The organism is Streptomyces sp. DSM 40750, assembly GCF_024612035.1.
GTDB lineage: Bacteria > Actinomycetota > Actinomycetes > Streptomycetales > Streptomycetaceae > Streptomyces.
In genome coordinates this window covers 11,037,207-11,059,819 of sequence record NZ_CP102513.1, presented here as the reverse complement: position 1 = coordinate 11,059,819, position 22,613 = coordinate 11,037,207, and the positions used below count along the sequence as shown (strand labels likewise).

Genomic DNA, 22,613 nt, shown 5'->3' with positions numbered 1-22,613 from the left:
CCACCGACTCGGCCATTTCGGGGGCCCCGGGATGGTTGAGCACGCGCCCTCCGGCAGATGATCCCGGTTCCGGAGCAGTTCCGTGTCCCCCGACTTGCCGACGGACGCCCGGTACCCGCCCCAACTGTCCAATACTCCAACTGCAGGTCGTGATCTTGCTGGTTGGAGTCGCTTGTGACTTGGCACTTCACGAGCTTCGGGCTGAGTCGCTTGCCGGTCGCTGGGAGTAGGACCAACGCCCCATGCGCGCTTCGGAACTGCTGATTAGGGTCGGCGCTCATGCAGACCCCGGGAATCGCTCGTCGTGATGTGCCGGAGCGAAGGCACGACACTCTTGAACGGCTCGCTGGAGAACGGGATATATGGGTGTCGACGGCCCATCCGGATCACGGCCCGCATCAAGTGCCGCTGTGGTTCTGGTGGGACGGGCAGGCCGTGTGGATGTGCACCGGCGAGACCTCCGCGACTGCGCGTAACGTGCGACAGGAGCCCCGTGTGCGCCTGGCATTGCCGAACACCTTCGATGTGGTGCTCCTGCAGGGGGAGGCGGAGTGCTTCTCGGACCGGGGCGTGCCGGAGGACGCCGCGGATGCGTTCGCCGAAAAGTTCGGGTGGGACCCCCGTGCGGAGGAAGGCCCTTTTCTGTATATACGCGTGGCTCCGAGGAGTGTGCTCGCCTGGCGTGGCGAGCCGGAGCTGCGCGGCAGAGTCCTCATGCGCGAGGGAGCGTGGCTGGAGTAGCCGCGGTCGCCAGGTGAGGCTCCGCAGGCCGAAGGCGGGGCCGGCGCCCAGGCCGTACAGGACGGACTGCGCACGGCCGGCCGGGAGGTCACGCACGGTCGGCTCGCCGTGGTCGCGGCGCGGTGCGCCGCCATGCTGGACTCCCCCAGCCGCGCCGCATCCGAGGACCGATCGCCAGTTCACCGGCCAGGCGCTGCAGTTCATCTGTCACGCAGGTCAGCGTACGAAGTCGCGTGATGCGGAAGAAGCCGTCTGACGGCACCGGGCCCTCCGCTGAGTCTGGCGCGCGGCGGGCGGAGCGTCGTCCTGCAACCGGCATCTCGTGAAGCGCGACGGGACTGATCACTCTGAAGGTGGCGGTCACCACCGCCCCCTCCAATCCGGTCTGGAATCACATCGGGCCCAGCACCTCTCCGGGTGCGGCTGCCAGCTCAAGGGTTTCGAGCACAGTGAGCAGTTGCCGCTCCTCGTACCGGAAGTGGCTCTCCATTATCGCGGCGATACCTTCGAGGTGTTGGTCAAGCTCCTCAGGCGGCGCGGCCCGGTCCACCGCGGCACGGAGGCTGCCGATCAGGTGGGCAATCATCGAGTGATCCTGCTCGAGCGAGCGCAGCACCGGACGCAGCTCCGGATGCGCAGCTGCGATGGCCGGAAACAGGGTGCGGTCTTCGCCCTGGTGGTGGCCGTCGAGAGCCGTGCAGAAGCCATGGCAATACAGCAGAAGTTCACGGGTGGCCGCCTTACCGGGGGTGCCGTCCGCGAGGGAGGCGCGGGTCACTGACAGCGCTTCCCGTAGTCGGCCGTGCACCCGACGGAGTTCTTGGCTCCAGGCGACGAGCCTGGTCGTCTCGCGCTCAGTCACACGAGAGCGAAGGGTGCGACGCGTGCATCGTCGGCCTCCTTCGATTCGGCGCCTCCATGCCTGACACGGTCTGCCACCGGCACGCGACGCTTCCCAGACACTACCGCGCCCTGCCGCCCGTCAGCACCACCGCCGTCCCGCACGCCGAGCGTGACCCGCGTAACGCCTGACAAGCGTCATCGTGCGCTGCCGGAGCCGCACCATTCCTGCTGCTCCGGCAGGCACCACCTCCCCAGACCTTCCATCCGCCCGGATCAGAGACAGGCACATACCTGTTTCTGATCTCAGGTGGCCGGGTGAGTGAGTACAGCCCTTGATATTCGAGCGGTTTCGACCGGCGTTTAATCACTTGACCCGGTCCGTACGGTGTTTGAGTGAAGGACATTCTGATCGACGAACTCCGCACCGCGTATGACGCCCAACTCCGTGATGTCACTCCGCCTGGCGGCAGTGCCCGCATCGAGAAGGACGGCCCATTGACCCGTGTCGTCGGATGGCACCGTGGTTTCGTCACGGGCCCACGCGACCTCGGTGTGTGCGGGGCAGAACTCGACGCGCTCATAGCGCGGCAGCGTGACTTCTACGCCGCCCGTGGTGAGGCGGTCGAATGGAAGACTCGCGCCCATGACCTCCCAGCCGACCTCACCGACCGACTCACGGCGGCCGGCTTCGTCGCCGAGGACAGCGAGACCGTGCTCATCGGGCAGTCCGCGGACCTTGCCGCCGCCCCCCTCCTGCCCGACGGCGTGACCCTCCGTCGTGTCACCACCAGATCAGACCTCCAGCGCATCGCCGCTATGGAGAGCACCGTCTGGGGCGAGGACTGGAGTTGGCTCGCCGACGACCTGACCGCCCGGATCGAGAACGCCCCGGAGAACACCATCGTCCTCGTCGCCGAGGCACACATCGAAGTCGTCTGCGCCGCCTGGCTGGTGTTGAAGGACGGCGTCGACTTCGGCGGCCTCTGGGGCGGCTCAACGCTCAAAGAATGGCGAGGACAAGGCATCTACCGGGCCATGGTCGCCCACCGAGCCCAACTCGCCGCTGCCCGCGATGTCCCCTACGTCTACGTCGACGCCTCAGCCGACAGCGCCCCGATTCTCACCCGCCTTGGCCTGCACGCGGTCACCACGACGACACCGTACGTCTGGTCGCCCTGAGCTCAGCCGGCCTTCGCCGGCTTCTCAGCGCCTACACGCACCGGGTCGGCAGCAACTGCAGCACGACCCGCACCAAGGTCCGCTCGCCGGCCTACTTCTGGCCGCACCACGCCTGAGGCTTCGTGCCGTGGGCGCGGCGCTGGCTGTCGACAGTCGTGCGATTCCCCGCGAACCGCGCTTTCGTGTCGGCGTAATTCCCCATCCCGCGGTCACGAGTCCCCATGCTTCCGGGCCGCACAGGCAGGATCTCGGTATGTCGACCGACGTCAGTGGAATGATCGAATGCCGTCCGGGAGCCCAACTGTGGGGGCCCGACGACGAGGACTCCGTGTGGCAAGCCGCCATCGACCTGTTCCTGCTCAACAGGGGCAACGCCTACGACGGCCTCGCTTGTCTCTTTGGAATCCGCAATTCCTTTGGCTTCCGCCCCCTGGCTGAGGGCCGCGGCTTCCCGGACGACGCGTCGGATGGGCTGCGTGGGGATTTCGCTGCATACGGCGGTCCCGGCGACGTACACGGAACCACGTGGCTGACCTGGGCTGAGCTGGCCGACGCCGACTGGCAGGAGACGGACGCCTCTGGCGCACGAAGCCGCGGCGGCGGAAGGAGGCCGGTGGCGGCCTGGCGGGCGACCGGGTCGCTGTAGTGCCCGCGGTGCGCGGCCAGGGCGCGGGCGAGCCACGCGTCGACGTCCTTCTGCACGTACCACCCAGCGCGGCGGGTGAGTTCGTCCCGTACGGCCTTCGTCAGGTTCACGGGGGCTCGGCCTGTTCCAGCGTGCCCAGCTCGCGCAGCGCCTGGAGCTCATCGGCGCGGGCGGCGATCCGGGCGGCTTCGCGCAGCTCGGCTTCCCGGGCGGCGGCCGCGGCTTCGGCGGCGAGCTCCTCCTGGACGACGTCGTCGAGGGCGGGGTCGTACGCGGTGCCCGGATCGGTGTCGGCGAGCAGCCGGTTGATGCGCTCCCACTCCGCGAGTTAAGCGCGTGGCCGCGGGTGTCGTCGGCCAGGTGCTCGTGCCGGGAGTCCTGCCGTGCGTCGAACCGGGCGTGGCGCCCTCGAGGGAATCTTGCGGACGGCGAGATTCCCCATTTTGTCCCGTCTGGCGTACAACCTTCCGGTGCTGCGGGCCGTCTCGCCTGGTGTCAGAGTTACGCGACCAAGCGCGACCAAGCGCGACCAAGCGCGACCAAGCGCGACCAAGGGGGACATGATGCGAGGTATCAGAGCGGCAGTGGCGGTGCTCGTGCTCGCGGGCGCCACGCTGGGGACGGCGGCGAGCACCGCGGGCGCGGCCCCGGCAGAGGGCTCGCGCGCGGCGGCGGCCTGCCCGACGGGCTGGGGCAGCGGCGCCAAGGGGGGTGGCGCCATGGGGGCCGATCACCTGGAGGACATCAGGACCGGACAGCATGAGTGCTACGACCGCATCGTGTTCGACGTGCCCGGCGGCGGAGACCAGATCGGCTACCACGTCCAGTACGTGGACCGGTTCTACGCGGACCCCTCGGGCGAGTACATACCGGTCGGCGGCGGGGCGATCCTCGACATCCGCGTCGGCGCTTGGAGCTATGACCTGGAGGCCGGCGTGCCGACCTACCCGGGCGAGGTGGGCGAGCCCCTGCCCGGCGTGAACACCAGCGGGTACAGCACCTTCCGGGACACCCGGTTCGGCGGCACCTTCGAGGGCCAGACGCAGGTCGGTCTCGGTGTGCGCGCCCGACTGCCGTTCCGCGTGATTCAGTTGGACGGCCGGGTCGTGGTCGACGTGGCCCACAGCTGGACGAGCTAGCCCTCGCCCGGCACGGGCATGGACGCCACAGTCCTTGTGTCCGTCGCCGCCCAGCTCAAGCAGCTCCGGGTTCAGCAAGCCCGCTCGCAGGTGTACGTGCATCCAGGCAGCGGCCTCGACGAAAACTCGATGGCACACGCCTGACCTTCGGTGTCGGTCGGGGCCGTCCTCGCCGGGGTGCACCGTCTCGCCGAACGGGGGCTCGGTTCAGGCGATGGCCCTCGGCGTCGGCGACCAGCTCTTCGTAGTGACGCCCGATGTCGTCGCGCTCTGCCCAGAGCGCGACGACGGCCTCGCGCTCGTGGTGCTTGCCCATGCCGGGCTCCGCCTGGCGCCGGGCGTCTCGGCGGCGCGGGCGAGGAGCGCGGCAAGGTCGGCGGCGGCTTCGGGCTCGGCGGTGGCGAGCCGGGCCGCGAACACCAGCTGGCCGACGGCGGTCTCCGGGGCGGGACGCGCGAGCTCGGTGAGCAGCGCGGCGTGAGCGGGTACCGGCGGCGACAGGAGGCCGGCGGCCGCGCGGGCGGCAGGGTCGCGGTAGTGCCCGAGGTGCGCGGCCAGGGCGCGGGCGTGGCGTCCGTTTGATCCGCTTCTCGCAGCCAGATGCTCATCCGAGGCTGCCGATCACTTGCAGCAGTCACCCCCGGGACGGAGGCCGCAGGCGTCGGCTCCAGCCGCTGTTGTCGGCGCAACTGCAGCCGGTGTCGCGCAACAGCCCTTGCCCTGCCAGGCGTCACGGCCTTCCTTGACCGCGATAGCGGCGATGACGAGGGCGGCGATGGGGTCCGCCCAGGACCAGCCGAGGGTGGCATTGAGGACCAGGCCGACCAGGAGGACGGCGGAGAGATAGGTGCACAGCAGGGTCTGCTTGGAGTCGGCGACCGCACTGGCAGAGCCGAGTTCGCGGCCGGCCTTGCGCTGGGCGGCGGAGAGAAACGGCATCACGGCCAGGGACAGCGCGGCGATGACGATGCCGGGGATGGAACGTTCAGCCTCCCCGGTGCCGGTCAGCGCCCGGACCGCGTCGACGCTGACGTACGCGGCGAGCGCGAAGAAGGAGACGGCGATGATGCGCAGGGTGGTCTTCTCCCGCGCCTCGCGCACGGCGTGCTCGTGGGCGGAAAACTGCCAGGCCACCGCGGCGGCGGAGGACACCTCGATGACGGAGTCCAGGCCGAAGCCGATCAGCGCGGTGGAGGAGGCGAGCGTCCCGGCGGTGATCGCGACGATCGCCTCGATGACGTTGTAGGTGATGGTGGCTGCGACCAGCAGCCGTATGCGCTTGGCCAGCGCGTCGCGGCGGGCTGGGGACGGGCCGATGCCGATGGATATCTCCGCGGTCATCAGCAGCAGCCCTTCGTTTCCGCGTCCGGGCAGGTCTTGTCCGTCTCAACGGCCACCACGGCGGTGCGCAGGTCGTCCAGCGCGTGCCCGAGGCGCTCGTCGGCGAGCTCGTAGCGGGTACGCCGGCCGACCGGCACCGCGACGACCAGGCCGCAGTCACGCAGGCACGCCAGGTGGTTCGACAGCCGGGTCCGGGAGATCCCCAAGTGGTCGGCCATGTCTGCGGGATGGGCCGGGGCCTCGCGCAGGGCGAGGAGAATCCGGCAGCGGATCGGATCGGCGAGGGCACGGCCGAACCGCGCCAGCGCCTCGATGTCAGCAGCGAGAGTCAGCACTTTCATGACAGTACAGGATATGCTGAATCCATAAACCCGTGAACCACCGGTCGGAAGCAAAGCGCCGTGCGAGTGCTGCTCGTTCTCGCGTACAGAGCCAGCGCCTCCGTGGTTGCCATGCCCGGGAGAGCCACTCGGCCGGGTGCAGTCGGCGGGCTCGGAGACCCTTTGCGGCGCCGGAGCGTAGTGCCATGCATGGGGCCGATCAACGAAGCGCATGCGGAACAGCCGGGGCTTGCCGTGGTGAAGATCGCGGAGTGCGACGAACAGACCGCCCTCGCCGTCCAGGAGTTGCTCGTCGCGCGGTGGGCGACCGCGAGGGCGGACCGTACGCCCCGGGATCCGGGGCAGCCCGGCGTACGGCTGCGCTGCTATCTGGATGTGCGACAGAAGCTCGACTCACAGCACCGGACAAGCCATGACGCTGTGCTCAACTCGGCGTAACGAACGTACGGTTGCGGCCAACCCCGCTGGTCGTGGTGCCCGACCTCGCCCGGAACGTGGCCGGATGGCATGTCGACGGCATCGTCAACAGCCCACCCATGGCGACCGCCGTCTCGATTACCCTCGGCGACGCGCTGGTCACCACCAGCTCGAAGGACCCCAACTCCGCGCCGACCGCGCCCGAGCGCGACCCCGGGCTGCGCGTGCTCGCGCTCTGCCCGGGCCCGACCCGCACCGAGTTCTTCGACGCGGTCGAGGGCGACCGCTGCTGATGGGGGCGACTCTGGGTGGGGGCGGAGGAGCGGCGCCGGTCAACGGCGGGCCATGCGGCCCATGAACCGGACCATCAGGCGGCGCGGCAGGAACTTGCTGACGAGGGCGAGCCGGCGGCCGTTGGTGATCACCGACGGGGGCGCGGAGCGGCGGTCGAGCGTGTCGAGGGCCATCTTGACGACATCGGCGGGGGCGGCTCGCTTCGTGCCGTAGTCGGCCTGCTGGCTGCCGGCGACGTCGTAGAACTCGGTCTTCGTGGCGCCGGGGCACACGGCGAGGACGCGTAGGCCGGTGTCGTGGGTCTCCTCCCACAGCGATTCGGTGAAGCTGAGGACGAAGGCCTTGGTGGCGCCGTAGACACTCAGGTACGGGGTCGGCTGGAAGCCCAGCAGGCTCGCGACGTTGATCAGGACGCCGGTGTCGGCGGAGGCCAGCGGACCGATGTAGGCGCGGCTGAGGTCGACCAGCGCGCTGACATTCAGCGCGATCATGCTCTGCAGGCGATCCGGATCCTCGTCGGTGAGGGCGTTGTGGGTGGCGAAGCCGGCGTTGTTGACGAGCCCGGTCGCGTAGATGCCGCGGGATTCCAATTCGGCGCGCAGCGTGCGTCCGGCGTCGGGCAGGCCGAGGTCGCGGGCGACGACGGTCACCGTGACGCCGTGGGCGCGGGTGAGTTCGTCGGCCAGGTTCTTGAGCCGGTCCGCTCGGCGGGCGACGAGGACGAGATCCGATCCGCGACGGGCCAGCTGGCGCGCGAATTCCGCGCCGAGCCCGGAGCTCGCTCCGGTGACGATGACGGTCTGGCGGCGATAGTCGATTGCGCTCATGGCCTGCACACTACGCACGTAATTGCACTGAGTGCAAGTAGCTGCATCGAATGAAGGAATGTACCATCGGTGCATGGCACAGAAACCGACACCTCTTCGGGAACAGACCCGCTCGGTGGTTCGCGCGCTGCTCGCCCGAACCGCCCTCGAACTGTTCGCCGCCAAGGGGTACGACGACACGAGGCTCGAGGAGATCGCCGCCGCGGCGGGTGTCTCCAAACGGACCCTGTTCAACTACTTCCGCAGCAAGGAAGACCTCGCGCTCAACGGCCTGTCCGAGCAGGGGGAGCTGATCGCCGCGCGGCTCGCAGAGCGTCCGGCCGACGAGGATCCGTGGATGTCGCTGCGTGCGGCGTTCCAGGTGCTCGAGGAGATCGAGACCACCGCCGAGCGTCGGCTCGAACTGGTCACCCTGCTGTTCGGCAATGAATCCCTGCGCGCCGGCCACGCCGAGAAACAGGCTCGCTGGCAAGAACTGTTCGCACCGCTGATCGAGCCGCGACTGCCCGGCTCCGACCACCGTGCCCTGCAGGCGCGAGCGATCGCGGCCGCGGCGATCACCTGCCTCCAGGCGGCGACGGAAGAGTGGATGCGCCTGGGCGGACAGGTCGACCAGTTCGACCTGTACGACGCGGCCGTGCAGGCGATCCGCCGTCCCTCCTCACCACCAGAGGAGAAGACGACGTGACCGATCGCCTGCCCCCGGCAGACCTGCCGAACATGGCCGCCGCCCTGCGCACCGAACACGCCGAGTTGCTGAACTTCACCAGCAACCTCACCGACGACGAATGGACCGCTCCCAGCGCCGCAGCCGGCTGGCGCATCGCCGACGTCGTCGCCCACATCGGTGCGACGGCGCGCAGCTTCTACATACCCGCCGGGCTGCGCACGACCTTCGCCGCCAGCCTCGAACGGGCGAACGAGGACCCCGTCGACCGGCGGCGGAACTGGAGCCGTGCCAAGGTGATGGCCGAGTATCAGCGCGCCAGCCGGCGAGCCACCACGTTCCTGGACGTCGTCAGACGCACGCCCGCCGCCCGAGCGCGGATGCGGCTGGCCGAACTCGGTCGCTACCCTCTGGGCCTGATGATGGCCGGCGCACTCATCTTCGACCACCACACCCACCTGCGCCACGACATGGCCCCGGCGCTCGGCCGGCCCGCACCGCCCACCGACGCAGACCGGATGCGCGCGGTCCTGACGTGGATGATCGCCGTACTGAGCAATCAGGTCGCGCAGGCACCGGTCGCCGGGCTCGACGCCCGCGTCGCACTGACTCTCACCGGCCCCGGTGGCGGGACCTGGTGGTTCGACGAGGCAGGCGGCCTGGCTCCGTCCAACGGCGCGGTCGCCGCGCACATCACCGTCCCCGCGCTGACCTTCCCCGACTGGGGCACGCAACGGTCGTCCTGGCGCGACAGCGACGTGACGGTCACCGGCGACACCGAGCTCGCCGCCCGCTTCCTCAACGCCGTCAACGTCATCTGATCGGGGCACGGGAAGCCCGCCTCCCAGGCAGCCCCGGCCCGCTTGTTCGTTACTTCTGGCGGCGGCGAGTTCTGGCCGGGGCGCCTCGGCTTCGAGCACACTCCGGTCGCTCCGGACGTGGTGGTCAAGCTGGAAGCCGACACCGCGTGAGAACCCGGACGGTTTCGTCACGGCGCGCGGTATCTCCGGCTTCTCCCACTGAGGCCCGGATCTACGGGCCGCGGACCTCTGGACCTGGGCGCTGACGCCGACCTGGTCGTACTCGGCCTGTAGCCCGGTCAGACGGGCCCGCGCCGCAAGTGCCTGGTGGCGAGAGCGTCGCGCAGAGCGGCGAGCGCCTGGCGGTCTTCGGCGCCGGGCAGCGGCTTTCGCATGCGACATGGAGTCGCCGTGTGCCATCACGCCGGATGACGGCGGCCTCTCGCCGGCAGGAGGTCATTGACCTGAGCCGGGCCGCTCGTCCACTGCTCTGCTTGTCGAACGGGGCCGTGTCGATGAGGACCTGCCCCCGTCCGTCGACGTCGACCAGGTCCCACAGGTCGAGCCCGTGGGGCCAGTCCCACTCCTCATCGGCGTACCCGTAGTGGCGTGGCCGGTGGCGTACAGGTCAAGGACGTCGTGACCGATGCCCTCGTCGTCGACGTAGGCGCGCTCGGCGCGGTACGGGCGCCGGCCCACGGGGTTCACCGTTGCTCCGCCACTGCCTGGGCGGCGGCGTCCGCCGGGGTGCGAGGGCGGGGCACCGAAAGAAGCGGCGCGAGGTCGAGCCGCTTGTCCATCTCCGGGCGGTAGGTCACGTACGGGTTGATGTTCGACCAGGACAGCGCGGTCGGGCCCCGCCGGTCCTCGTCCGAGAGCTTCTTGTCGCGGCGGTGTCACGTCCTTCGTCGCTGAAGTCGCTGAGGTGCCAGACGGAGTCGACAACCCACAGCCCGAGCGTGAAGCCCACGCGGGTTGCGGTGCGGCCGGCAGGCCGGCACGGAGGCCGTCGTCCGCGCTGATCGCCACCCTCGCGCCGTGCCGGAGCAGAGGGGTGGCGTTGAGCTCGGACACCGGGGCGGCCTTGAACGCCTACCAGCCGCCGGGAGGCACCCGGGAACGCGGGTCGAACCCGTATCCGGCGGCAAAGACCTTCTGGGCCACGGCCCTCCTGGTGATCTCCCCGGAGGTGAACGGTGCGCCGATGCCTGCCGTGCGTTGTGCAGGGCGACAGGGCGACGTTCAGCGCCAGCGTGGAGCGACCGACCGTCGGCAGCGACACCACCAGTCCTGTCACCGTCCCCGGGCAAGGGATGCCGGCCCGGCAGCGGCGGCTCCCCACGGCCAGACACACCACGGCGGGTACGGGAAGCCCTGGCGCGGCCTGGAGGCCGGTGCCGGGTGCCCGACACCGGCCGGCTGCCGCAGTCGCGGCTGCCTGTAGGCCCACAGCGGAGCCTCAGCCGTTCTGGATACGGCGAGCCGCGGCCACGAGGTCGGCAGGCAGGGCGGGACCAGCACATGCGTGATCAATCAGCAGGCCCCGGTACGAGTCGTTCGGCAGATTCGGCGCCAGTTCGATGAGCTCGCTCAGTTCAGCAGGCGAGCCGGTAAGCCGTGCGCGGTAGGCGGCCCCGGCCGCGCGAAGTGTGAGCTCAGTCGGCTCGTGCTTCATCCCCTGATCGATCAGCCGGACCGCAGCGGTGAAGTCGCCCTGCTCGGCTCGCACGTCGGCCAGGTCGAGATAGAGCGACCAGTTGGCCGGGTCCAGGGCAAGAGCGCGCTCGAACGCCGCTGCGGTCTGCTCAGGATCCCCCAGCTTGCGCCACGTGCCCGCTCGCACGACTTCCGTCAGCATGATCCGCTCGACGGAGTCCGCCTGGTCGCAGAGGGCAAACGACATATCGGTAAGACCGCATGCCCGCAGCAGGATTCCCATCTTGGCCAACGCCTCCGGCAGCGGCTGGCGGGCAGAGACCACGTCGATGGCATGGAACCAGGGCCGGAACCGTTCCCGCATGCTTTCGGTGTCCAGACCATGGCCATAGTCCATCGTCCGCATCGCGGCCTCGGCCAGCGCGCCGGCACTCACCGCGCCGAGAAAACGTTCATCGCTGAACCAAGGGGCTTTGGCCCATGCGATGTCGGGTTGCACACCCGTGACCGATCCGATCGTCAGGCGCCCTGGCTTGCTGAACGCGATGCCATGATCTTGTCGTGGCTGGAGTGATTGCGGCGTCGGAACCGTCTCAGAGTTGATCTGGCGCCACTCCTTATAGCGATGCGCGGATTCTGGACGTTGGACAGGCCGGTGGGAGGTACGGGGATGAGTTTCCGGTTGGCGGCGTACGCCGTGTGTATCGAGGACGGGCGGGTGCTGCTCGCCCGTCACGTATCACCGGAGGGCGGGAGTAACTGGACTCTTCCGGGCGGAAGGGTCGAGCACGGGGAGGATCCGTTCGATGCGGTGATCCGGGAGGTCGCCGAGGAGACCGGCTGCGAGGCCGTGGTCGAACGCCTGCTGGGAGTGGACTCAAGAGTGATCCCCGCGGCAGAACGCAACGTCCCCGGCGACCGCGAGCATCAGAACGTCGGCATCTTCTACCGGGTTCGTATCACCGGAGGCCGGCTCCGGCCCGAGCCGGACGGCGAGACCGCAGAGTCGGTCTGGACTCCGATCCCCGACGTCGTCGACCTGCGACGGTCATCGCTGGTCGACATCGGCCTCGCCCTGGCGCAGACCCTTCCGACGACCGGCCACGTCCCTCCCGTCCCCGTCGGTGGCCTGATCCAGCACTGAGGCATCACCAGCATCTGCCTGGCCTGCTTGCCCCGGCGGCATTCGTGAGTCTCGACTCCGCACAAGCTGGCTGACCTCAACCTGGCCGTCCCACATTGACGTCACTTTCTCGTGAACATTCCCGATCCCGTCGACCTCCGTCTGTTGCCCTAGCTGCCCAGGATGCTGGACAAACGCTGTTGTTAAAGGTGAACGAAGCCATGCGTGGGGACCTCGACGAGGATGAGGACGGATGAACCGCGGGCGGCCACGAAAGGCTGCTGCTCCGGGTGCTTGTCGGGGTCCCGGTAGTTCTCGCCGAAAGAGAACGAGCAGGCGTGGCGCCTGACCGTGGTGACGAACGCGGGGGTCTGCTGGCACACCGAGTACATGGGCCCGGCCGTCGGTGAACTGCGCGGCGCCGGCCGCGAGGTGGACACCGAGGTTCTCAGCCGTCATCCTCGGTGCCGCCCCTGCCCAGATCCGCCTCGACTGGCCCCTGCACCAGGATCCGCACGTGCCGGCCATCCCCGGCACGGGAAGCCCGGACCACCTCGTCGAGAACGTGGCGGCGGGGCGATCCGGCTCACGGATGCGGTGGGGGGGAGGCGACTCGCCGTGCTCGCGTGATCCACGGTCACCCACTGTGTTCGAATTGACACACAGGGGCATACGTCGCGTACTGGGCATAAGGGTCTATTCCCCTGGAGTCCGGTCGGCGGTGCATCCACCGCCTGTCGACTCCCCTCCCTTCCCCCCTGGAGCGGCAATGACCGTGCAGCAGCACGCGACGACCCAGACAGTTCTGGTGTACGAGGACGATCCCGGAGCTCCTCTGCAGGAAAATGTGCCGGTGCGGCACCCGGTGCCCCTGCTCGACACACAGCCCTTTCCGACGGCCATCGCCGAGGCCGCGCCACAGCCGGACAGTGCCGGGCCGGGCACGCCGGCCTTCCGCTACTGGGTGGCGGCCGACGCGCTGAGCACGGGCTGTCAGACGTGGGGTCCGCTGGTTCCGACGGGAACGCAGTGGGTCCCGTCGGTCGGACGGGTCCTGACCTCGCATCTCGACGAGGGAGTCGACCTCAACGCCTTCTACGACCGACGGAGCCTGAAGTTCTTCCACCAGAGGGTGGCAGGAGTGGACGTCTTCTCGGCAGGGAGCCCCGAGATCGTCCGGCACGAGCTGGGGCACGCGGTCCTCGACGCCCTGCGCCCCCAGCTGTGGAACGCGGCGATGCACGAGGCCGACGCCCTGCACGAGGCGTTCGGTGACATCAGCGCGCTGCTGACCGCACTGCAGATGGAGTCGCTGCGGACCGCCGTCCTGACCCAGACGCAGGGCCGCATCGAGCAGTCCTCCCGCATGTCGCGGCTGGCCGAACAACTGGGCTGGGCGCTGGAGAAGGTCGAGCCGGGCGCGGCCGAACCCGACTGCCTGCGCAACATGTCGAACCGCTTCTTCTACCGTGACCCGGTGGAGCTGCCGCCGAGCGGACCCGCGAACATGCTCACCAGCGGGCCGCATTCGTTCTCCCGGGTGTTCAGCGGCGCGTTCCTGAAGATCGTCGCGGGGATCTTCCGCCAGCAGGACAGCCAGGACCAGGCCGCGCTGGCCGAGGCGGGCCGGATCGCCGGCCAGCTGCTGGTGGACGCCATCGTGGCCGCGCCGGTGGTAGCCGGCTACTACGCGCAGGTCGCGGGCCACATGATCGCGGCGGACCAGCGTCGCCACAGCGGCAAGTACGGTCCCTCCCTGCGCTCGGCGTTCACCCGTCACGGCATCCTCTCCGTGAACGCCGCCACGTCCCTCACCGCACAGGAGATCGCACTTCAGGGCGCCGCCATGGCCGAGGCGACACCGGGCGGCCGGGATGAGGACGGCCTGACGGCCATCACGGTCCAGGGGGCCGTGTACGGCATCACGGGGCCGCTCACCCTCTACGCCCCCGGGGAGTCCCGACGCTTCGCCATCGCCGGCTCCGACCGCGCGGGCGGCTCGGTGCGGCCCGCCGACCCCGAGCAGGTCGCCACGTCGTACCTGGAGGACCTCCTCCGCCGCGGTCGGGTCGAGATCCCCGCCGAGCACCGTTCCCAGGTCGCGATCGTCGACGACAGCCCCCGCCTCAAGACCCACGCGATCGTCCGGAGCGAGACCGCCGACGGTCTCGCCCTGGTCCGGCGCTGCTTCGACTGAGCAGCCGGCCGGGAAGTCAGCCGTAGCCGAGAAAGCGCAGACGACGGACGGTGAGCCGTCCGTCGTCCTCGCGCTTGACGACGTGGGTCGTCCGGGACGTCGGCTCCTCGCCCTCGAACACCGCCTGGCCCCGTGCCAGCAGGTCGCTGACGTACTTCTCAGTCGCCCGGCGCTCGGCCTCGTCGTTCTGCTCGTGCCCGTCCCCGCCCGAGGCCGGGTTCGTGTCATTGTCCGTGCTCATACGTCAACTCCGTTCCGTCGGTGCCTACAGCCCGGCGAAGGTCAGAGCGGTCGCGGTGACCGACCTGGCGATGGTGGCGGCGAAACCGGTGTCATGGTCCTCGTCGAGGAGCGTGTCACCCGGGGTGTGGTACTGCCGGGTGCCGGTCCCGGGCGCGCCGTCGAGGGTGGAGAAGAGGTCCTCGGAGACGGCGACGGCCGCCCATCCCCGCTCATGGAAGCTGGCGTGGTCACTGCGTCCCACCGCCGGGTCGCCAGGGCCCGTCAGGTGCTGGACGGTCACCGTGGGATCGAAGGCCGACACGGTGCGTGCGACGAGGGCGCCGAGCGCGTCGGACGCTCCCACGACCGGGCCCGGTACGGAGGATCCCGCGTGGATCTCGACCGTCGGCGTGCTGCCCGGCCGCAGTCCCGCGATCATGTCCATCTGGAAGACCCCGGCGATGCGCTCGCCCTGCGCGGCAGCGGCCCGTGCGTAGAACTTGCTGCCGACGAGGCCCTGCTCCTCGGCGTTGAAGAGCACGAAGCGCACGTTGCGGGTCGGCTGCCTGCCGTCCGCGACCAGGGCCGCAAGGCATTCGGCCGCGGCCAGGACTGCCGCCGTCCCGCTACCGTCGTCATCGGCCCCCGGCGCGGGGTCCACCGCCGGGTCGTAGGGGCGGGGTTCGCCGTTCGCGTCCACGAAGTCACCGCCGGACGCGGTCGAGTCCAGGTGGGCCGTGATGAGGACGGTGGAGTCCGCTCCGGTGGCACGGTGCTCGGCCTCCAGGTTGAACAGCTGTCGTCCCCGCCACCGGAAGGGGTGCCGTCGGACGTGCAGCCCGAGTTCCTGGAACCGGCGTTCCAACGCCTCGACGACCCACCCGTTGTCCTCGGCTGCCGCGTCCCTGCTGCGAACCCTCAGCGACTCGCCCTCGACCAGCGGCTCCACGCCGGAGATGCGCGCCACATGGCCCCGCAGGGCCTCGGAGGTCACCGCCGCCCGCACCGCGGCGATCGTCTCGGGCGACGGGAGGCCGTTGCCGGACGCCGCGCCGGGTCGGCCCGGGCGCGGGCTCTCGGCCGCTGCGCCGGTGAGCACGTCCACCTGAGCCTCGCCGGGTCGCGAGAGGAGCGTCGGGTCCGGCACCAGGCGTTCCGTGTGTCCGGGCTTGGCACCCGGCAGGTGCACCTCCTCGACCGGCGCACCGGCGGTCACGGCGAGATACACACCCCCCGGTGCGGGCCCCAGCAGGGCGGCCGACGGGGCACCCCTCCCGGCCAGGGCGTCGGCGATGAAGCTGTACACGGCCGTGGCGCGCCGGGCCGCGCCGGTCGCCGATCCCGCGGTGTCGGTGGAGTCCACAAGCGACTCGGCCTCCGTGACCGGACGGTCGTCGCGGATCAGGAAGGCCGCCCTGTCCTCCACCGGTTCACGCCGGTCCACCGTGAACCCGGCGCGTTCGAGCGCTTCGGCACCGAATGCGCTCGCCATGACGAGCACGAGCCGGTCCGAGGCCACATGCACGGGAACGACCTCGACCGTCTCCGCCGCCGCGGCCAGCTCCGGCAGGCCCCGGCCGTCCGGCAGCCCGATCCGCGCGAACAGCACGGGACGGTTCTCCACCGCGGCGAGGGCGAACACCGGATGCGGAGCCGTACGCATCCCCGCCTCCCGCGCGAACGCTCTCTCCTGGGCATCCTCGCCCACGAACACGCAGTCCTCGGCCGGCGCACCCCCGATGCTCGCGACCGCCAGATCGAAGAGCCTGCGGCTGTCCTTCACACCCCAGTGCACAAGACTCGCGTCCGTGAAACGGCCGGGGAACGCCTCCTCGAGGGCCGCCGCCGCGCGCTCGGCCGCACCGTCGCCCAGCCCGGGGTTGGAGATGATGCCCTTGCGTACGTCACGGAAGGCATCGAGGACGGCGACCACCCGGGGCCGGGGCCTGAGCGTCAGTGAGCCGTCGGGCTCCACACGGGCATCCGCCAGAGTGGCCCCGATGTCGAAGAAGAGCACGGGCATGTGAAGCGCCTCCGAAGCGTGGGGTTCCCTCCCCCGTCCTCTGCCCGCGACTCGTCCGTCCACTGCGCGCGGCCCTCCGCCTGTACCCGATTGGCGTAAGTGATGTTTTACGCATAACTTCCCCGCTCATCATTTCTGTTCGCACTTGTTCCCTTCTTCGAAGAGGTCAGGTCAGTGCCCCGACCCGAGGCAACGCTGACCCGGGTCGGCAAGCCATACATATCCAGCAAATCCTGCGCGCCCTCGCCTACGGCGAAGTGCCCCTCACTCACGCGGGATCGAGCACGCTGTCGCTGCGGCGGTCCGTCGCCCACATCCGTGACCTGCTCATGCACACCGGCGTCCTGCCGCAGCGCGACCGGCACCTTCTTGTGCGGTTCGCCGGGAAGTGGCTGGACATGATCAAGTTTCTGCTGCCGGTCTACGCCACAGAAACCGACAGCGGTGATTACACCGATGCCGCCTCCTCCGTGAACCTCTTCCTCGCGAGCGCGGCCCATGACATGGAACTGACCAAGGGGACGAACGTCGACGTGGCTTGGTTCGCTCCACTGCACGACCTGGTGGAAAGGGCGGCTGCGGCGGGTCACGGCGACCACAGCATCTCAGCCCTGACCGAAGTACTCAGGAAGCCGGCGCAGAAGGCGTAACTGCGACAGCTGCTCCGAGGCGCACGATCCGGCGGATCCGTCCATGGCCTTGGGCACAGTCACGCCGCCTGCGACAGGCTGCGGCGGCCGCCCGACCTCGAAGGTGTCGGCACAGGTCGTTCGGTGAGGGAACGGCACGTTCAAGCCAGATGGCTGGGCCGGGGCCAATTCTCACGGAAGTGTCCTGCCGGTGCGCGGCGCGCGCGTAGCGCGGCACGGTGTTGAGGCATCAGCCCAGGGGCGGGCGATCGCCCGGCACGAGTGGCCCTGCGCGAGCAGCTCGTGGACCAGGGCATGCGCGGCCTTCTTGCGCTGGGCCCACCGACCGGCGGGCTCCGGGCCGTCCGATGCCGGTCCGCTTCATCGGCCGCCGGGTGCGGGGGCTTTCGGCGGCTGGACCAAGACTTTCACCGATCCCCGGCTCTGCACAGCCCTGTCAACCGGCTGACCTTCAACGGCACGATCATCGAGACCGGCACCGACTCCTACCGCCTCGCCCAGTCCCGTGCCGAAGCGGAACAGGTCGGCGCGACCTGAGAACCCCAGGGTGCCCTTTCTCCAAGGCCGTCCCTCCCGCGGGCCTGCGCGCGTTTACGACCGTGCGGGTTGGTTGGCTATCAGAAGGGTGAGGTCGGCAGGGCGGAAGCCCAAGCGGGCATAGATACGAGCGACGTTGTCCTCCGCATAGGCGAGAAAGACGGTGCGCACCCCGTGGTCGCGGGCGTGGGTTGCCAGGGCCGCCGTGACGGCTGCGGCCAGGCCCCGGCGGCGAGCGGTGGGGAGGGTGCCAACGCCGCCGATCTCGGTCGTGCCGTTCGCTGGGTGGTAGTGGCCGGCGGCGAGCGGGGTGCCGTCCAGGTCAAGAGCTGCAATGAGTACCTTGTGCCCGGCGCGGATACTGGGGCCAGTGGTCTCGACCGTGCCATCCGCGATCAGTTCCTCCGCCACTGCCGACAGTTCTGCGCGGCCCGCAGGGCCCACCGCAGTGCCCACCGAAGCGAAAGCCAGGCGGGGCAGGGCGAGAGTTGCGGGCAGGGCCGGGTCGTCGGCCGTCAGCACGCGGATCGTCACGCCGTCCGGCAGAGCCTGCGGGGGCACCGGGTGGTCCACCTGGAGGGTCATCAGCGGGCGCTCCTCCACCGGGAGGCCGGCGGCCTCGATACGGGCACGCAGGGCCGGTGCTGCCTCGGCGAGCCACTCGAAGGCTTCCGGTACGCCGAGTTCGCGCTGCCGGGCGCGCACCCGGGCGATGTCAGGAGCGGTGACGGTCGCGGAGCTCTCTGCGGTGGGTTGAGCGTGACTCGGACCACCGTAGTACGGAGTTCCCAACTCCTTTCGTACGAACAGCCGCAACGGGCCGAACTCTTCGGCGTCGGCGAACAGGAGGGGCACGGTGGCGTAGTACTGCTCGATACGAGCACGCAGCGAGTCGCTCATGCCGCGCATCCCACCACGGAGCAACGGCACGCCGCATCCGAAAATAACTGCCCGGAACAGAAAACGGCTCGCCGCGAACCGCGCCGGACACCTTCGAAGGCGCCCCGGAAGGCCACCAGGTGTTGCTGAAACTCATCGACGAGCCGACCGGCGATCACCCTCAAGCGTTCCCAGAACTCACCACCACACGTTTCTGCTCGCACCGGCACAATGAGGAAGGCTGTCGAGATCGATCAGGGTGCCGAGGGACTGCCGGTTCAGTTGTCGGCCGGCGCCCTGTCGGAGGAACGGCACGAGCATCTGGAGGAGATCGACCCGTCGTGGTGCCCCGCCTGGCCGGTGGAGTGGCAGAGGGCTTTCCACCTCACCGGGCTCTGCACCTGGAGGAGGGCGGCGAGCTGCCCACCGCGCCGGGCGTCGTCGTACGCCAGGGCGAGGATCTCGGGCGGCGGGCGCGCGCCACAGCCCGTCCGCATCGTCCACGCCCTGGCTCCGGTCGGCTTTCCAGCGCCGGCAGGCCGACGGTGCAGAGGGGAACTGCGCTCCGAAGAGAAGATCTTGAGGTTCGCACGATGAGTTCCGAAAGGGACGCCGGTATGTACTCACGGGCCCCTTCGGTCCCGACCAAGTGCAATGACTGGAGAGAACGATGTCCGACAACCGCGCGAACGACACGGCCGCGATCACCGCCGTCCTTGAGAGCCTCTACAAAGCATGGGACGCCGGCGACGCCGACGCGTTCGTCGCCGACTACACGCAGGAGGCCACCGCGATCATGCCCGGCTCCTATCGCGCCTCCCGCGAGGAGGTTCGGCAGGGCATGGCGGCGGGGTTCACCTCCTTCCTGAAGGGCACCACGACGACCAACCGGCAGCTGGGGATCCGGTTCCTGGGCCGCGACGGCGCGATCGTCGTGACCGAGGCCGGCATCCTCTTCCCCGGCGAGTCCGAGGTTCCCGCCGACCGGATCGTGTACGCGACCTGGGTGTTGGAGAAGCGCGACGGCGCCTGGCTGATCGCCGCTTACCACAACAGCCCGGTCAAGTCCGCCAGCTGATCCAGAGTCAGTCCTGCCCGGGTCCGCCCGCACCCTGTCGGGCGGGCCCGCGCCGACAGGTGCGAGCGGATCAGCCGTCAACCTTCTGCGCCAAGCCGAAGGCGGCGAACACGTCGGCGTCCTGGAAGACCGAGACACGGCTGATGCCGCCGGCCGTGACCGTGAACACCTGCAGGGTGTGCAGCTCGAACACACCGGCATCCCCGTGCCGATAGGCGGCGAAGCCGGCCTGCCCGTTGGCCCGCACCGGCAGCAACCGCCAGGCCTTGCCGGCCTTGGCGAACACCCAGCCCATGAAGCTCGCGTAGTTCTCCCGGCCGGTGAACCAGTTGACCATGGGCGGCATCTCCATGAGGACGTCCTCGGTCACCACCTGCAGCAGCCCTTGGATGTCCGCCCGGACGAAGGCCGCCATGTACCGGTCCACCCACGACCGTTGCTCTGCGTCGGAAGGCTCAGCGACCTGCTCCTGCAGCACTCCCGCGGCCCGGATCCGGGCGCGAGCCCGCTGCAGCGAGCTGTTCACGGCCGCGACCGAGGTCTCCAGGATGTCCGCTGCCTCCGCCGCCGGGTAGTCGAGCACGTCGCGCAGGATCAGGACGGCGCGCTCTCTCGGTGACAGCAATTGCAGTGCGGCGACGAAGGCCAGCCGCAGGCTGCCCCTGTCGATCGCCGCGGTGGCCGGGGCGCCCAGGCCGAGCAGGCTGTCCGGGAGTGGCTGCAACCAGGTTGCCTCCCCACCGTGGACGAGCGGGCGCAGGGGTTCGCTCTCGGTGACCAGACCCGAGGGCATGGGACGGCGGCCGAGCCCGTCCAGCGCGGTCAGACACGCATTCGTGGCGATCCGGTACAGCCAGGTCCGCAGGGAGGCACGCGACGGGTCGTAACGGTCCCGCGCGCGCCACGCCCGCAGACACGTCTCCTGCACGAGTTCCTCGGCGTCGTGGACCGAGCCGAGCATCTGGTAGCAGTGCGCCAGCAGCTCCGGCCGGTACCGCTGCACCAGGGTCTCGAAGTCCCCCGTCGACGTCATCCCGCGCTGCCGCCCTTCCGGTCTGCTCATCCGCCCCCACGGTAGCCGCCTCACGGGGCCGGTTGCAGCCGTTCTGCTGCCGGGAACATCGGTCGCGGCGGGCGCTGTGCTCTCGCCGCGTCCTGCGCGGAGCAGGCGGGTACGTGAGGAACCTTGCGCTTCCACGCCGCCCATGAGCAGCCGCGCCTCTACCCACCCCGACCAGCAGAATGACGACCTCACCGCTTGATCGCGAGCTTCTCTCGAAACGAACCGCACCCAGCGGAATTAGGGCATTGATCTAGGTCAACGTCTGACGGCGGGGGCGTGCTCAACGCACCTACGCAGACGGTGAGTTGTATGCGCCCGTGACCGGCTATCGATCACTCGCACGGGGCACTGCGGGGCTGGAGTCCATCTACGAGAACTGCCTGACCCACCGCAAGGGCGACGACGTGGAGACCGTTGATCCGGAGGCGTAGAAGGCGGCCTTCGAGGCGCTCGGCGAGCAGCGTGGGCGGCGGTCGCTCTCGACGCCGCGACGGGGAACTGCTGAAGTCGCTCCGGGCCTGCTGCGCGGTTTGGGCCGGAGCATAGCGGCAAGCAGCACCTGCCCTGCGGAGCGTTCAAGGTCGGACAGCCGCAGGCCGCCGATCAGCTTCTTGTTGGAGGTGATGTCGATGGTTGAGGCAAGCGTGTCTCCTACCAACTCGGCGACGTCGGTGCGGTGAGCGGGGTCATGACCTGGCAGGCGGACATGGTCTGGCCCCCTAGGCCGGCCCCGTCACGAAGAGCCCCTGACCACGAGCTGGGTGGGCAGCACAACGCTCTGCCGCGAAGCCTTGGGTTCGCTGATCTCCTCGAGCAGGATCCTGGCGATCGTGCTGCCGATCTCCTCGACGGGCTGACGCACGCTCGTCAGCGGCGGGGCGGTGTGCCGGGCGATGAACGAGTCGTCGAAGCCGACCACAGCCACGTCTTCCGGGATCCGGCGGCCCTGGTCGCGCAGCTCCGTCATCGCGCCCACCGCCATCACGTCCGACGCCACGAAGACGGCGTCCAGTTCCGGGACTTGTTCGAGAAGTGAACGCATGGCGAGTCGGCCGCCTTCCTCGGTGAAGTCCGCCGTGGCCACATGGCTCGGGTCGGGCTCGCGGTCCGCCTCCAGCAGGCCGTTGCGCCAGCCCTCCAGCCGGGTGCGGCCGACGTCCATGTCGAGCGGTCCGGTGATCGTGGCGATCGTCGTCCTGCCCCGTTCCACGAGGTGCCGGACCGCCGCGGCGGCGCCCCCCAGGTTGTCCGACTGCACATGGCTCAGTGACTCGTCGGGGGAACGGCGTCCGGCGAGCACGGTGGGAAGTCCCATGTCCTCCAGCAGACCGGGCAGCGGGTCGTGCTCGTGCACCGAGACCAGGAGGACACCGTCCACCCGCCGCTCCGCGACGGAGTCGGTGAGCTGGTCCTGCTCGCCCTGGTCGCGTACGAGCACGAGCTGGAGCTGTGTCCTGGTGTCGGCCAGGCCCGTGCTGACGCCGCGGATGACGGCCGAGAAGTACGGCTCGGAACCCAGCCGGCTCTCCGACTCGGGGATCACCAGCGCGATGGAGTCGGTCCTGCTGGTGACGAGCCCGCGGGCCACGGAGTTCGGTATGTAGTTGAGCTCGGCGATGGCGGCCAGGACGGCGTCCCGGGCTTTGTCGCTGACCAGTTCCGAGCCGTTGATGACGCGGGACACCGTCGTGCGTCCGACACCGGCATGTGCGGCCACCGTTTTGATGGTCGGCCGTTGTCTGCCCCCCATGGCCCCCTCCTCGTCGTTCGGCGTCCACGCGCCGCTCACCAGCGCATTGTGCCAGAAGTATCCGCGATGCCAACGGGCCCGAGTGCCGCGGACGCGACATCTTCCCGCAACGAACTGGATTCAAGTTCTTGACAGACGTGTCGAGGGCCCGTCAACCTTCGGACACCTTGGTGGGCACGTTCCCAATGCCGTTTGGGAAC

At 69.7% G+C, this 22,613-nt stretch carries 24 protein-coding genes and 3 pseudogenes; 16 read left to right on the top strand and 11 right to left on the bottom strand.

From position 1 onward, the window contains the following. Positions 1–279 precede the first annotated feature (279 nt). The gene (locus tag JIX55_RS48375) at positions 280–741 is read left to right on the top strand and encodes a pyridoxamine 5'-phosphate oxidase family protein (RefSeq protein WP_257561530.1); all 462 of its coding nucleotides are present in this window, start codon (positions 280–282) and stop codon (positions 739–741) included. A 391-nt stretch (positions 742–1,132) separates the two neighbouring features. Here the strand turns inward: JIX55_RS48375 and JIX55_RS48370 are convergent, their stop codons facing one another. Beyond that, entirely contained in the window at positions 1,133–1,603 is a 471-nt protein-coding gene (locus JIX55_RS48370) for a hemerythrin domain-containing protein (RefSeq protein ID WP_257561531.1), read from the bottom strand. Between the two features lie 374 nt (positions 1,604–1,977). On the opposite strand from JIX55_RS48370, the gene JIX55_RS48365 reads away from it, so the two are divergent. The 4 genes from JIX55_RS48365 (at position 1,978) to JIX55_RS48350 (ending at position 5,029) form a co-directional block, all read left to right on the top strand. Beyond that, the gene (locus JIX55_RS48365; protein WP_257561532.1) at positions 1,978–2,763 is read left to right on the top strand and encodes a GNAT family N-acetyltransferase; all 786 of its coding nucleotides are present in this window, start codon (positions 1,978–1,980) and stop codon (positions 2,761–2,763) included. 253 nt (positions 2,764–3,016) lie between these two features. Beyond that, a complete protein-coding gene (locus JIX55_RS48360) occupies positions 3,017–3,409 on the top strand; it encodes a hypothetical protein (RefSeq protein WP_257561533.1) in 393 nt (130 codons plus the stop codon). Between the two features lie 563 nt (positions 3,410–3,972). Continuing rightward, complete coding sequence (locus JIX55_RS48355; RefSeq protein WP_257569189.1) at positions 3,973–4,548, top strand: AMIN-like domain-containing (lipo)protein; 576 nt, start codon at positions 3,973–3,975, stop codon at positions 4,546–4,548. Positions 4,549–4,762: 214 nt separating this feature from the next. Then, positions 4,763–5,029, top strand: a complete 267-nt coding sequence (locus JIX55_RS48350) for a hypothetical protein (RefSeq protein WP_257561534.1) — start codon at positions 4,763–4,765, stop codon at positions 5,027–5,029. Positions 5,030–5,169: 140 nt separating this feature from the next. Here the strand turns inward: JIX55_RS48350 and JIX55_RS48345 are convergent, their stop codons facing one another. Both JIX55_RS48345 and JIX55_RS48340 read right to left on the bottom strand, forming a co-directional pair. Further along, the gene (locus tag JIX55_RS48345; protein WP_257561535.1) at positions 5,170–5,889 is read right to left on the bottom strand and encodes a cation transporter; all 720 of its coding nucleotides are present in this window, start codon (positions 5,887–5,889) and stop codon (positions 5,170–5,172) included. After that, entirely contained in the window at positions 5,889–6,224 is a 336-nt protein-coding gene (locus JIX55_RS48340) for an ArsR/SmtB family transcription factor (protein ID WP_257569190.1), read from the bottom strand. The genes JIX55_RS48345 and JIX55_RS48340 overlap by 1 nt, the downstream gene beginning before the upstream one ends. Positions 6,225–6,419: 195 nt before the next feature. Here JIX55_RS48340 and JIX55_RS48335 point away from each other — a divergent pair, with 195 nt between their 5' ends. Then, positions 6,420–6,668: a DUF6207 family protein gene (locus JIX55_RS48335; RefSeq protein WP_257561536.1), complete on the top strand. Its 249-nt coding sequence runs from the start codon at positions 6,420–6,422 to the stop codon at positions 6,666–6,668. An 11-nt stretch (positions 6,669–6,679) separates the two neighbouring features. Beyond that, positions 6,680–6,940 (top strand): hypothetical protein, encoded by a 261-nt coding sequence (locus tag JIX55_RS48330; protein ID WP_257561537.1) that lies wholly within the window; start codon positions 6,680–6,682, stop codon positions 6,938–6,940. Positions 6,941–6,979: 39 nt separating this feature from the next. Here JIX55_RS48330 and JIX55_RS48325 read toward each other — a convergent pair whose 3' ends face one another. After that, positions 6,980–7,768, bottom strand: a complete 789-nt coding sequence (locus JIX55_RS48325; RefSeq protein ID WP_257561538.1) for an SDR family NAD(P)-dependent oxidoreductase — start codon at positions 7,766–7,768, stop codon at positions 6,980–6,982. A 73-nt stretch (positions 7,769–7,841) separates the two neighbouring features. On the opposite strand from JIX55_RS48325, the gene JIX55_RS48320 reads away from it, so the two are divergent. Both JIX55_RS48320 and JIX55_RS48315 read left to right on the top strand, forming a co-directional pair. Then, positions 7,842–8,456 carry a TetR/AcrR family transcriptional regulator gene (locus JIX55_RS48320; RefSeq protein ID WP_257561539.1) on the top strand — a complete coding sequence of 205 codons (615 nt, stop codon included), beginning with the start codon at positions 7,842–7,844 and terminating at the stop codon, positions 8,454–8,456. Beyond that, entirely contained in the window at positions 8,453–9,256 is an 804-nt protein-coding gene (locus JIX55_RS48315; RefSeq protein WP_257561540.1) for a maleylpyruvate isomerase family mycothiol-dependent enzyme, read from the top strand. The genes JIX55_RS48320 and JIX55_RS48315 overlap by 4 nt, the downstream gene beginning before the upstream one ends. Before the next feature lie 1,438 nt (positions 9,257–10,694). Here the strand turns inward: JIX55_RS48315 and JIX55_RS48310 are convergent. Then, positions 10,695–11,390 carry a tetratricopeptide repeat protein gene (locus tag JIX55_RS48310; RefSeq protein ID WP_306819971.1) on the bottom strand — a complete coding sequence of 232 codons (696 nt, stop codon included), beginning with the start codon at positions 11,388–11,390 and terminating at the stop codon, positions 10,695–10,697. 171 nt (positions 11,391–11,561) lie between these two features. Between JIX55_RS48310 and JIX55_RS48305 the strand changes: the two genes are divergently transcribed. The 3 genes and pseudogenes from JIX55_RS48305 (at position 11,562) to JIX55_RS48295 (ending at position 14,211) form a co-directional block, all read left to right on the top strand. Continuing rightward, positions 11,562–12,035: an NUDIX hydrolase gene (locus tag JIX55_RS48305; RefSeq protein ID WP_257561541.1), complete on the top strand. Its 474-nt coding sequence runs from the start codon at positions 11,562–11,564 to the stop codon at positions 12,033–12,035. A 442-nt stretch (positions 12,036–12,477) separates the two neighbouring features. Further along, a pseudogene (locus JIX55_RS48300) lies at positions 12,478–12,591 on the top strand (aldo/keto reductase); the annotation flags it as partial. A 192-nt stretch (positions 12,592–12,783) separates the two neighbouring features. After that, a complete protein-coding gene (locus JIX55_RS48295) occupies positions 12,784–14,211 on the top strand; it encodes a hypothetical protein (RefSeq protein WP_257569191.1) in 1,428 nt (475 codons plus the stop codon). Positions 14,212–14,227: 16 nt separating this feature from the next. Here JIX55_RS48295 and JIX55_RS48290 read toward each other — a convergent pair whose 3' ends face one another. After that, positions 14,228–14,452 (bottom strand): hypothetical protein, encoded by a 225-nt coding sequence (locus JIX55_RS48290; RefSeq protein WP_257561542.1) that lies wholly within the window; start codon positions 14,450–14,452, stop codon positions 14,228–14,230. Positions 14,453–14,476: 24 nt separating this feature from the next. Beyond that, positions 14,477–16,456, bottom strand: a complete 1,980-nt coding sequence (locus JIX55_RS48285) for a M28 family metallopeptidase (protein ID WP_257561543.1) — start codon at positions 16,454–16,456, stop codon at positions 14,477–14,479. A 257-nt stretch (positions 16,457–16,713) separates the two neighbouring features. On the opposite strand from JIX55_RS48285, the gene JIX55_RS48280 reads away from it, so the two are divergent. Next, complete coding sequence (locus JIX55_RS48280; RefSeq protein ID WP_257561544.1) at positions 16,714–17,106, top strand: imine reductase family protein; 393 nt, start codon at positions 16,714–16,716, stop codon at positions 17,104–17,106. A gap of 382 nt (positions 17,107–17,488) precedes the next feature. Next, a pseudogene (locus JIX55_RS48275) lies at positions 17,489–17,643 on the top strand (ATP-binding protein); the annotation flags it as partial. 54 nt (positions 17,644–17,697) lie between these two features. Here JIX55_RS48275 and JIX55_RS48270 read toward each other — a convergent pair. Both JIX55_RS48270 and JIX55_RS51740 read right to left on the bottom strand, forming a co-directional pair. Continuing rightward, positions 17,698–18,543: a GNAT family N-acetyltransferase gene (locus JIX55_RS48270; RefSeq protein WP_257561545.1), complete on the bottom strand. Its 846-nt coding sequence runs from the start codon at positions 18,541–18,543 to the stop codon at positions 17,698–17,700. A 257-nt stretch (positions 18,544–18,800) separates the two neighbouring features. Further along, positions 18,801–19,019, bottom strand: a complete 219-nt coding sequence (locus JIX55_RS51740) for a hypothetical protein (RefSeq protein ID WP_443046356.1) — start codon at positions 19,017–19,019, stop codon at positions 18,801–18,803. Positions 19,020–19,192: 173 nt separating this feature from the next. On the opposite strand from JIX55_RS51740, the gene JIX55_RS48260 reads away from it, so the two are divergent. Next, a complete protein-coding gene (locus JIX55_RS48260) occupies positions 19,193–19,600 on the top strand; it encodes an SgcJ/EcaC family oxidoreductase (protein ID WP_257561546.1) in 408 nt (135 codons plus the stop codon). A gap of 70 nt (positions 19,601–19,670) precedes the next feature. Here JIX55_RS48260 and JIX55_RS48255 read toward each other — a convergent pair whose 3' ends face one another. Then, on the bottom strand, positions 19,671–20,663 hold the full coding sequence (locus tag JIX55_RS48255; protein ID WP_257561547.1) for an RNA polymerase subunit sigma-70: 993 nt from the start codon (positions 20,661–20,663) through the stop codon (positions 19,671–19,673). A gap of 293 nt (positions 20,664–20,956) precedes the next feature. On the opposite strand from JIX55_RS48255, the pseudogene JIX55_RS51735 reads away from it, so the two are divergent. Next, a pseudogene (locus JIX55_RS51735) lies at positions 20,957–21,094 on the top strand (hypothetical protein); the annotation flags it as partial. Positions 21,095–21,396: 302 nt separating this feature from the next. Here JIX55_RS51735 and JIX55_RS48250 read toward each other — a convergent pair. Beyond that, on the bottom strand, positions 21,397–22,413 hold the full coding sequence (locus JIX55_RS48250) for a LacI family DNA-binding transcriptional regulator (protein ID WP_257561548.1): 1,017 nt from the start codon (positions 22,411–22,413) through the stop codon (positions 21,397–21,399). Between the last annotated feature and the right edge of the window lie 200 nt (positions 22,414–22,613).

What these genes read in the sequence shown, in the direction of transcription:
- JIX55_RS48290 (WP_257561542.1), bottom strand. Translation starts at nt 14,452, where the DNA reads ATGAGCACGGACAATGACACGAACCCGGCCTCGGGCGGGGACGGGCAC.
- JIX55_RS48255 (WP_257561547.1), bottom strand. Translation starts at nt 20,663, where the DNA reads ATGAGCAGACCGGAAGGGCGGCAGCGCGGGATGACGTCGACGGGGGAC.
- JIX55_RS48295 (WP_257569191.1), top strand. Translation starts at nt 12,784, where the DNA reads ATGACCGTGCAGCAGCACGCGACGACCCAGACAGTTCTGGTGTACGAG.
- JIX55_RS48250 (WP_257561548.1), bottom strand. Translation starts at nt 22,413, where the DNA reads ATGGGGGGCAGACAACGGCCGACCATCAAAACGGTGGCCGCACATGCC.
- JIX55_RS48285 (WP_257561543.1), bottom strand. Translation starts at nt 16,456, where the DNA reads ATGCCCGTGCTCTTCTTCGACATCGGGGCCACTCTGGCGGATGCCCGT.
- JIX55_RS48335 (WP_257561536.1), top strand. Translation starts at nt 6,420, where the DNA reads ATGGGGCCGATCAACGAAGCGCATGCGGAACAGCCGGGGCTTGCCGTG.
- JIX55_RS48320 (WP_257561539.1), top strand. Translation starts at nt 7,842, where the DNA reads ATGGCACAGAAACCGACACCTCTTCGGGAACAGACCCGCTCGGTGGTT.
- JIX55_RS48260 (WP_257561546.1), top strand. Translation starts at nt 19,193, where the DNA reads ATGTCCGACAACCGCGCGAACGACACGGCCGCGATCACCGCCGTCCTT.
- JIX55_RS48305 (WP_257561541.1), top strand. Translation starts at nt 11,562, where the DNA reads ATGAGTTTCCGGTTGGCGGCGTACGCCGTGTGTATCGAGGACGGGCGG.
- JIX55_RS48345 (WP_257561535.1), bottom strand. Translation starts at nt 5,889, where the DNA reads ATGACCGCGGAGATATCCATCGGCATCGGCCCGTCCCCAGCCCGCCGC.
- JIX55_RS51740 (WP_443046356.1), bottom strand. Translation starts at nt 19,019, where the DNA reads ATGCGGACGGGCTGTGGCGCGCGCCCGCCGCCCGAGATCCTCGCCCTG.
- JIX55_RS48350 (WP_257561534.1), top strand. Translation starts at nt 4,763, where the DNA reads ATGGCCCTCGGCGTCGGCGACCAGCTCTTCGTAGTGACGCCCGATGTC.
- JIX55_RS48375 (WP_257561530.1), top strand. Translation starts at nt 280, where the DNA reads ATGCAGACCCCGGGAATCGCTCGTCGTGATGTGCCGGAGCGAAGGCAC.
- JIX55_RS48355 (WP_257569189.1), top strand. Translation starts at nt 3,973, where the DNA reads ATGCGAGGTATCAGAGCGGCAGTGGCGGTGCTCGTGCTCGCGGGCGCC.
- JIX55_RS48360 (WP_257561533.1), top strand. Translation starts at nt 3,017, where the DNA reads ATGTCGACCGACGTCAGTGGAATGATCGAATGCCGTCCGGGAGCCCAA.
- JIX55_RS48325 (WP_257561538.1), bottom strand. Translation starts at nt 7,768, where the DNA reads ATGAGCGCAATCGACTATCGCCGCCAGACCGTCATCGTCACCGGAGCG.
- JIX55_RS48270 (WP_257561545.1), bottom strand. Translation starts at nt 18,543, where the DNA reads ATGAGCGACTCGCTGCGTGCTCGTATCGAGCAGTACTACGCCACCGTG.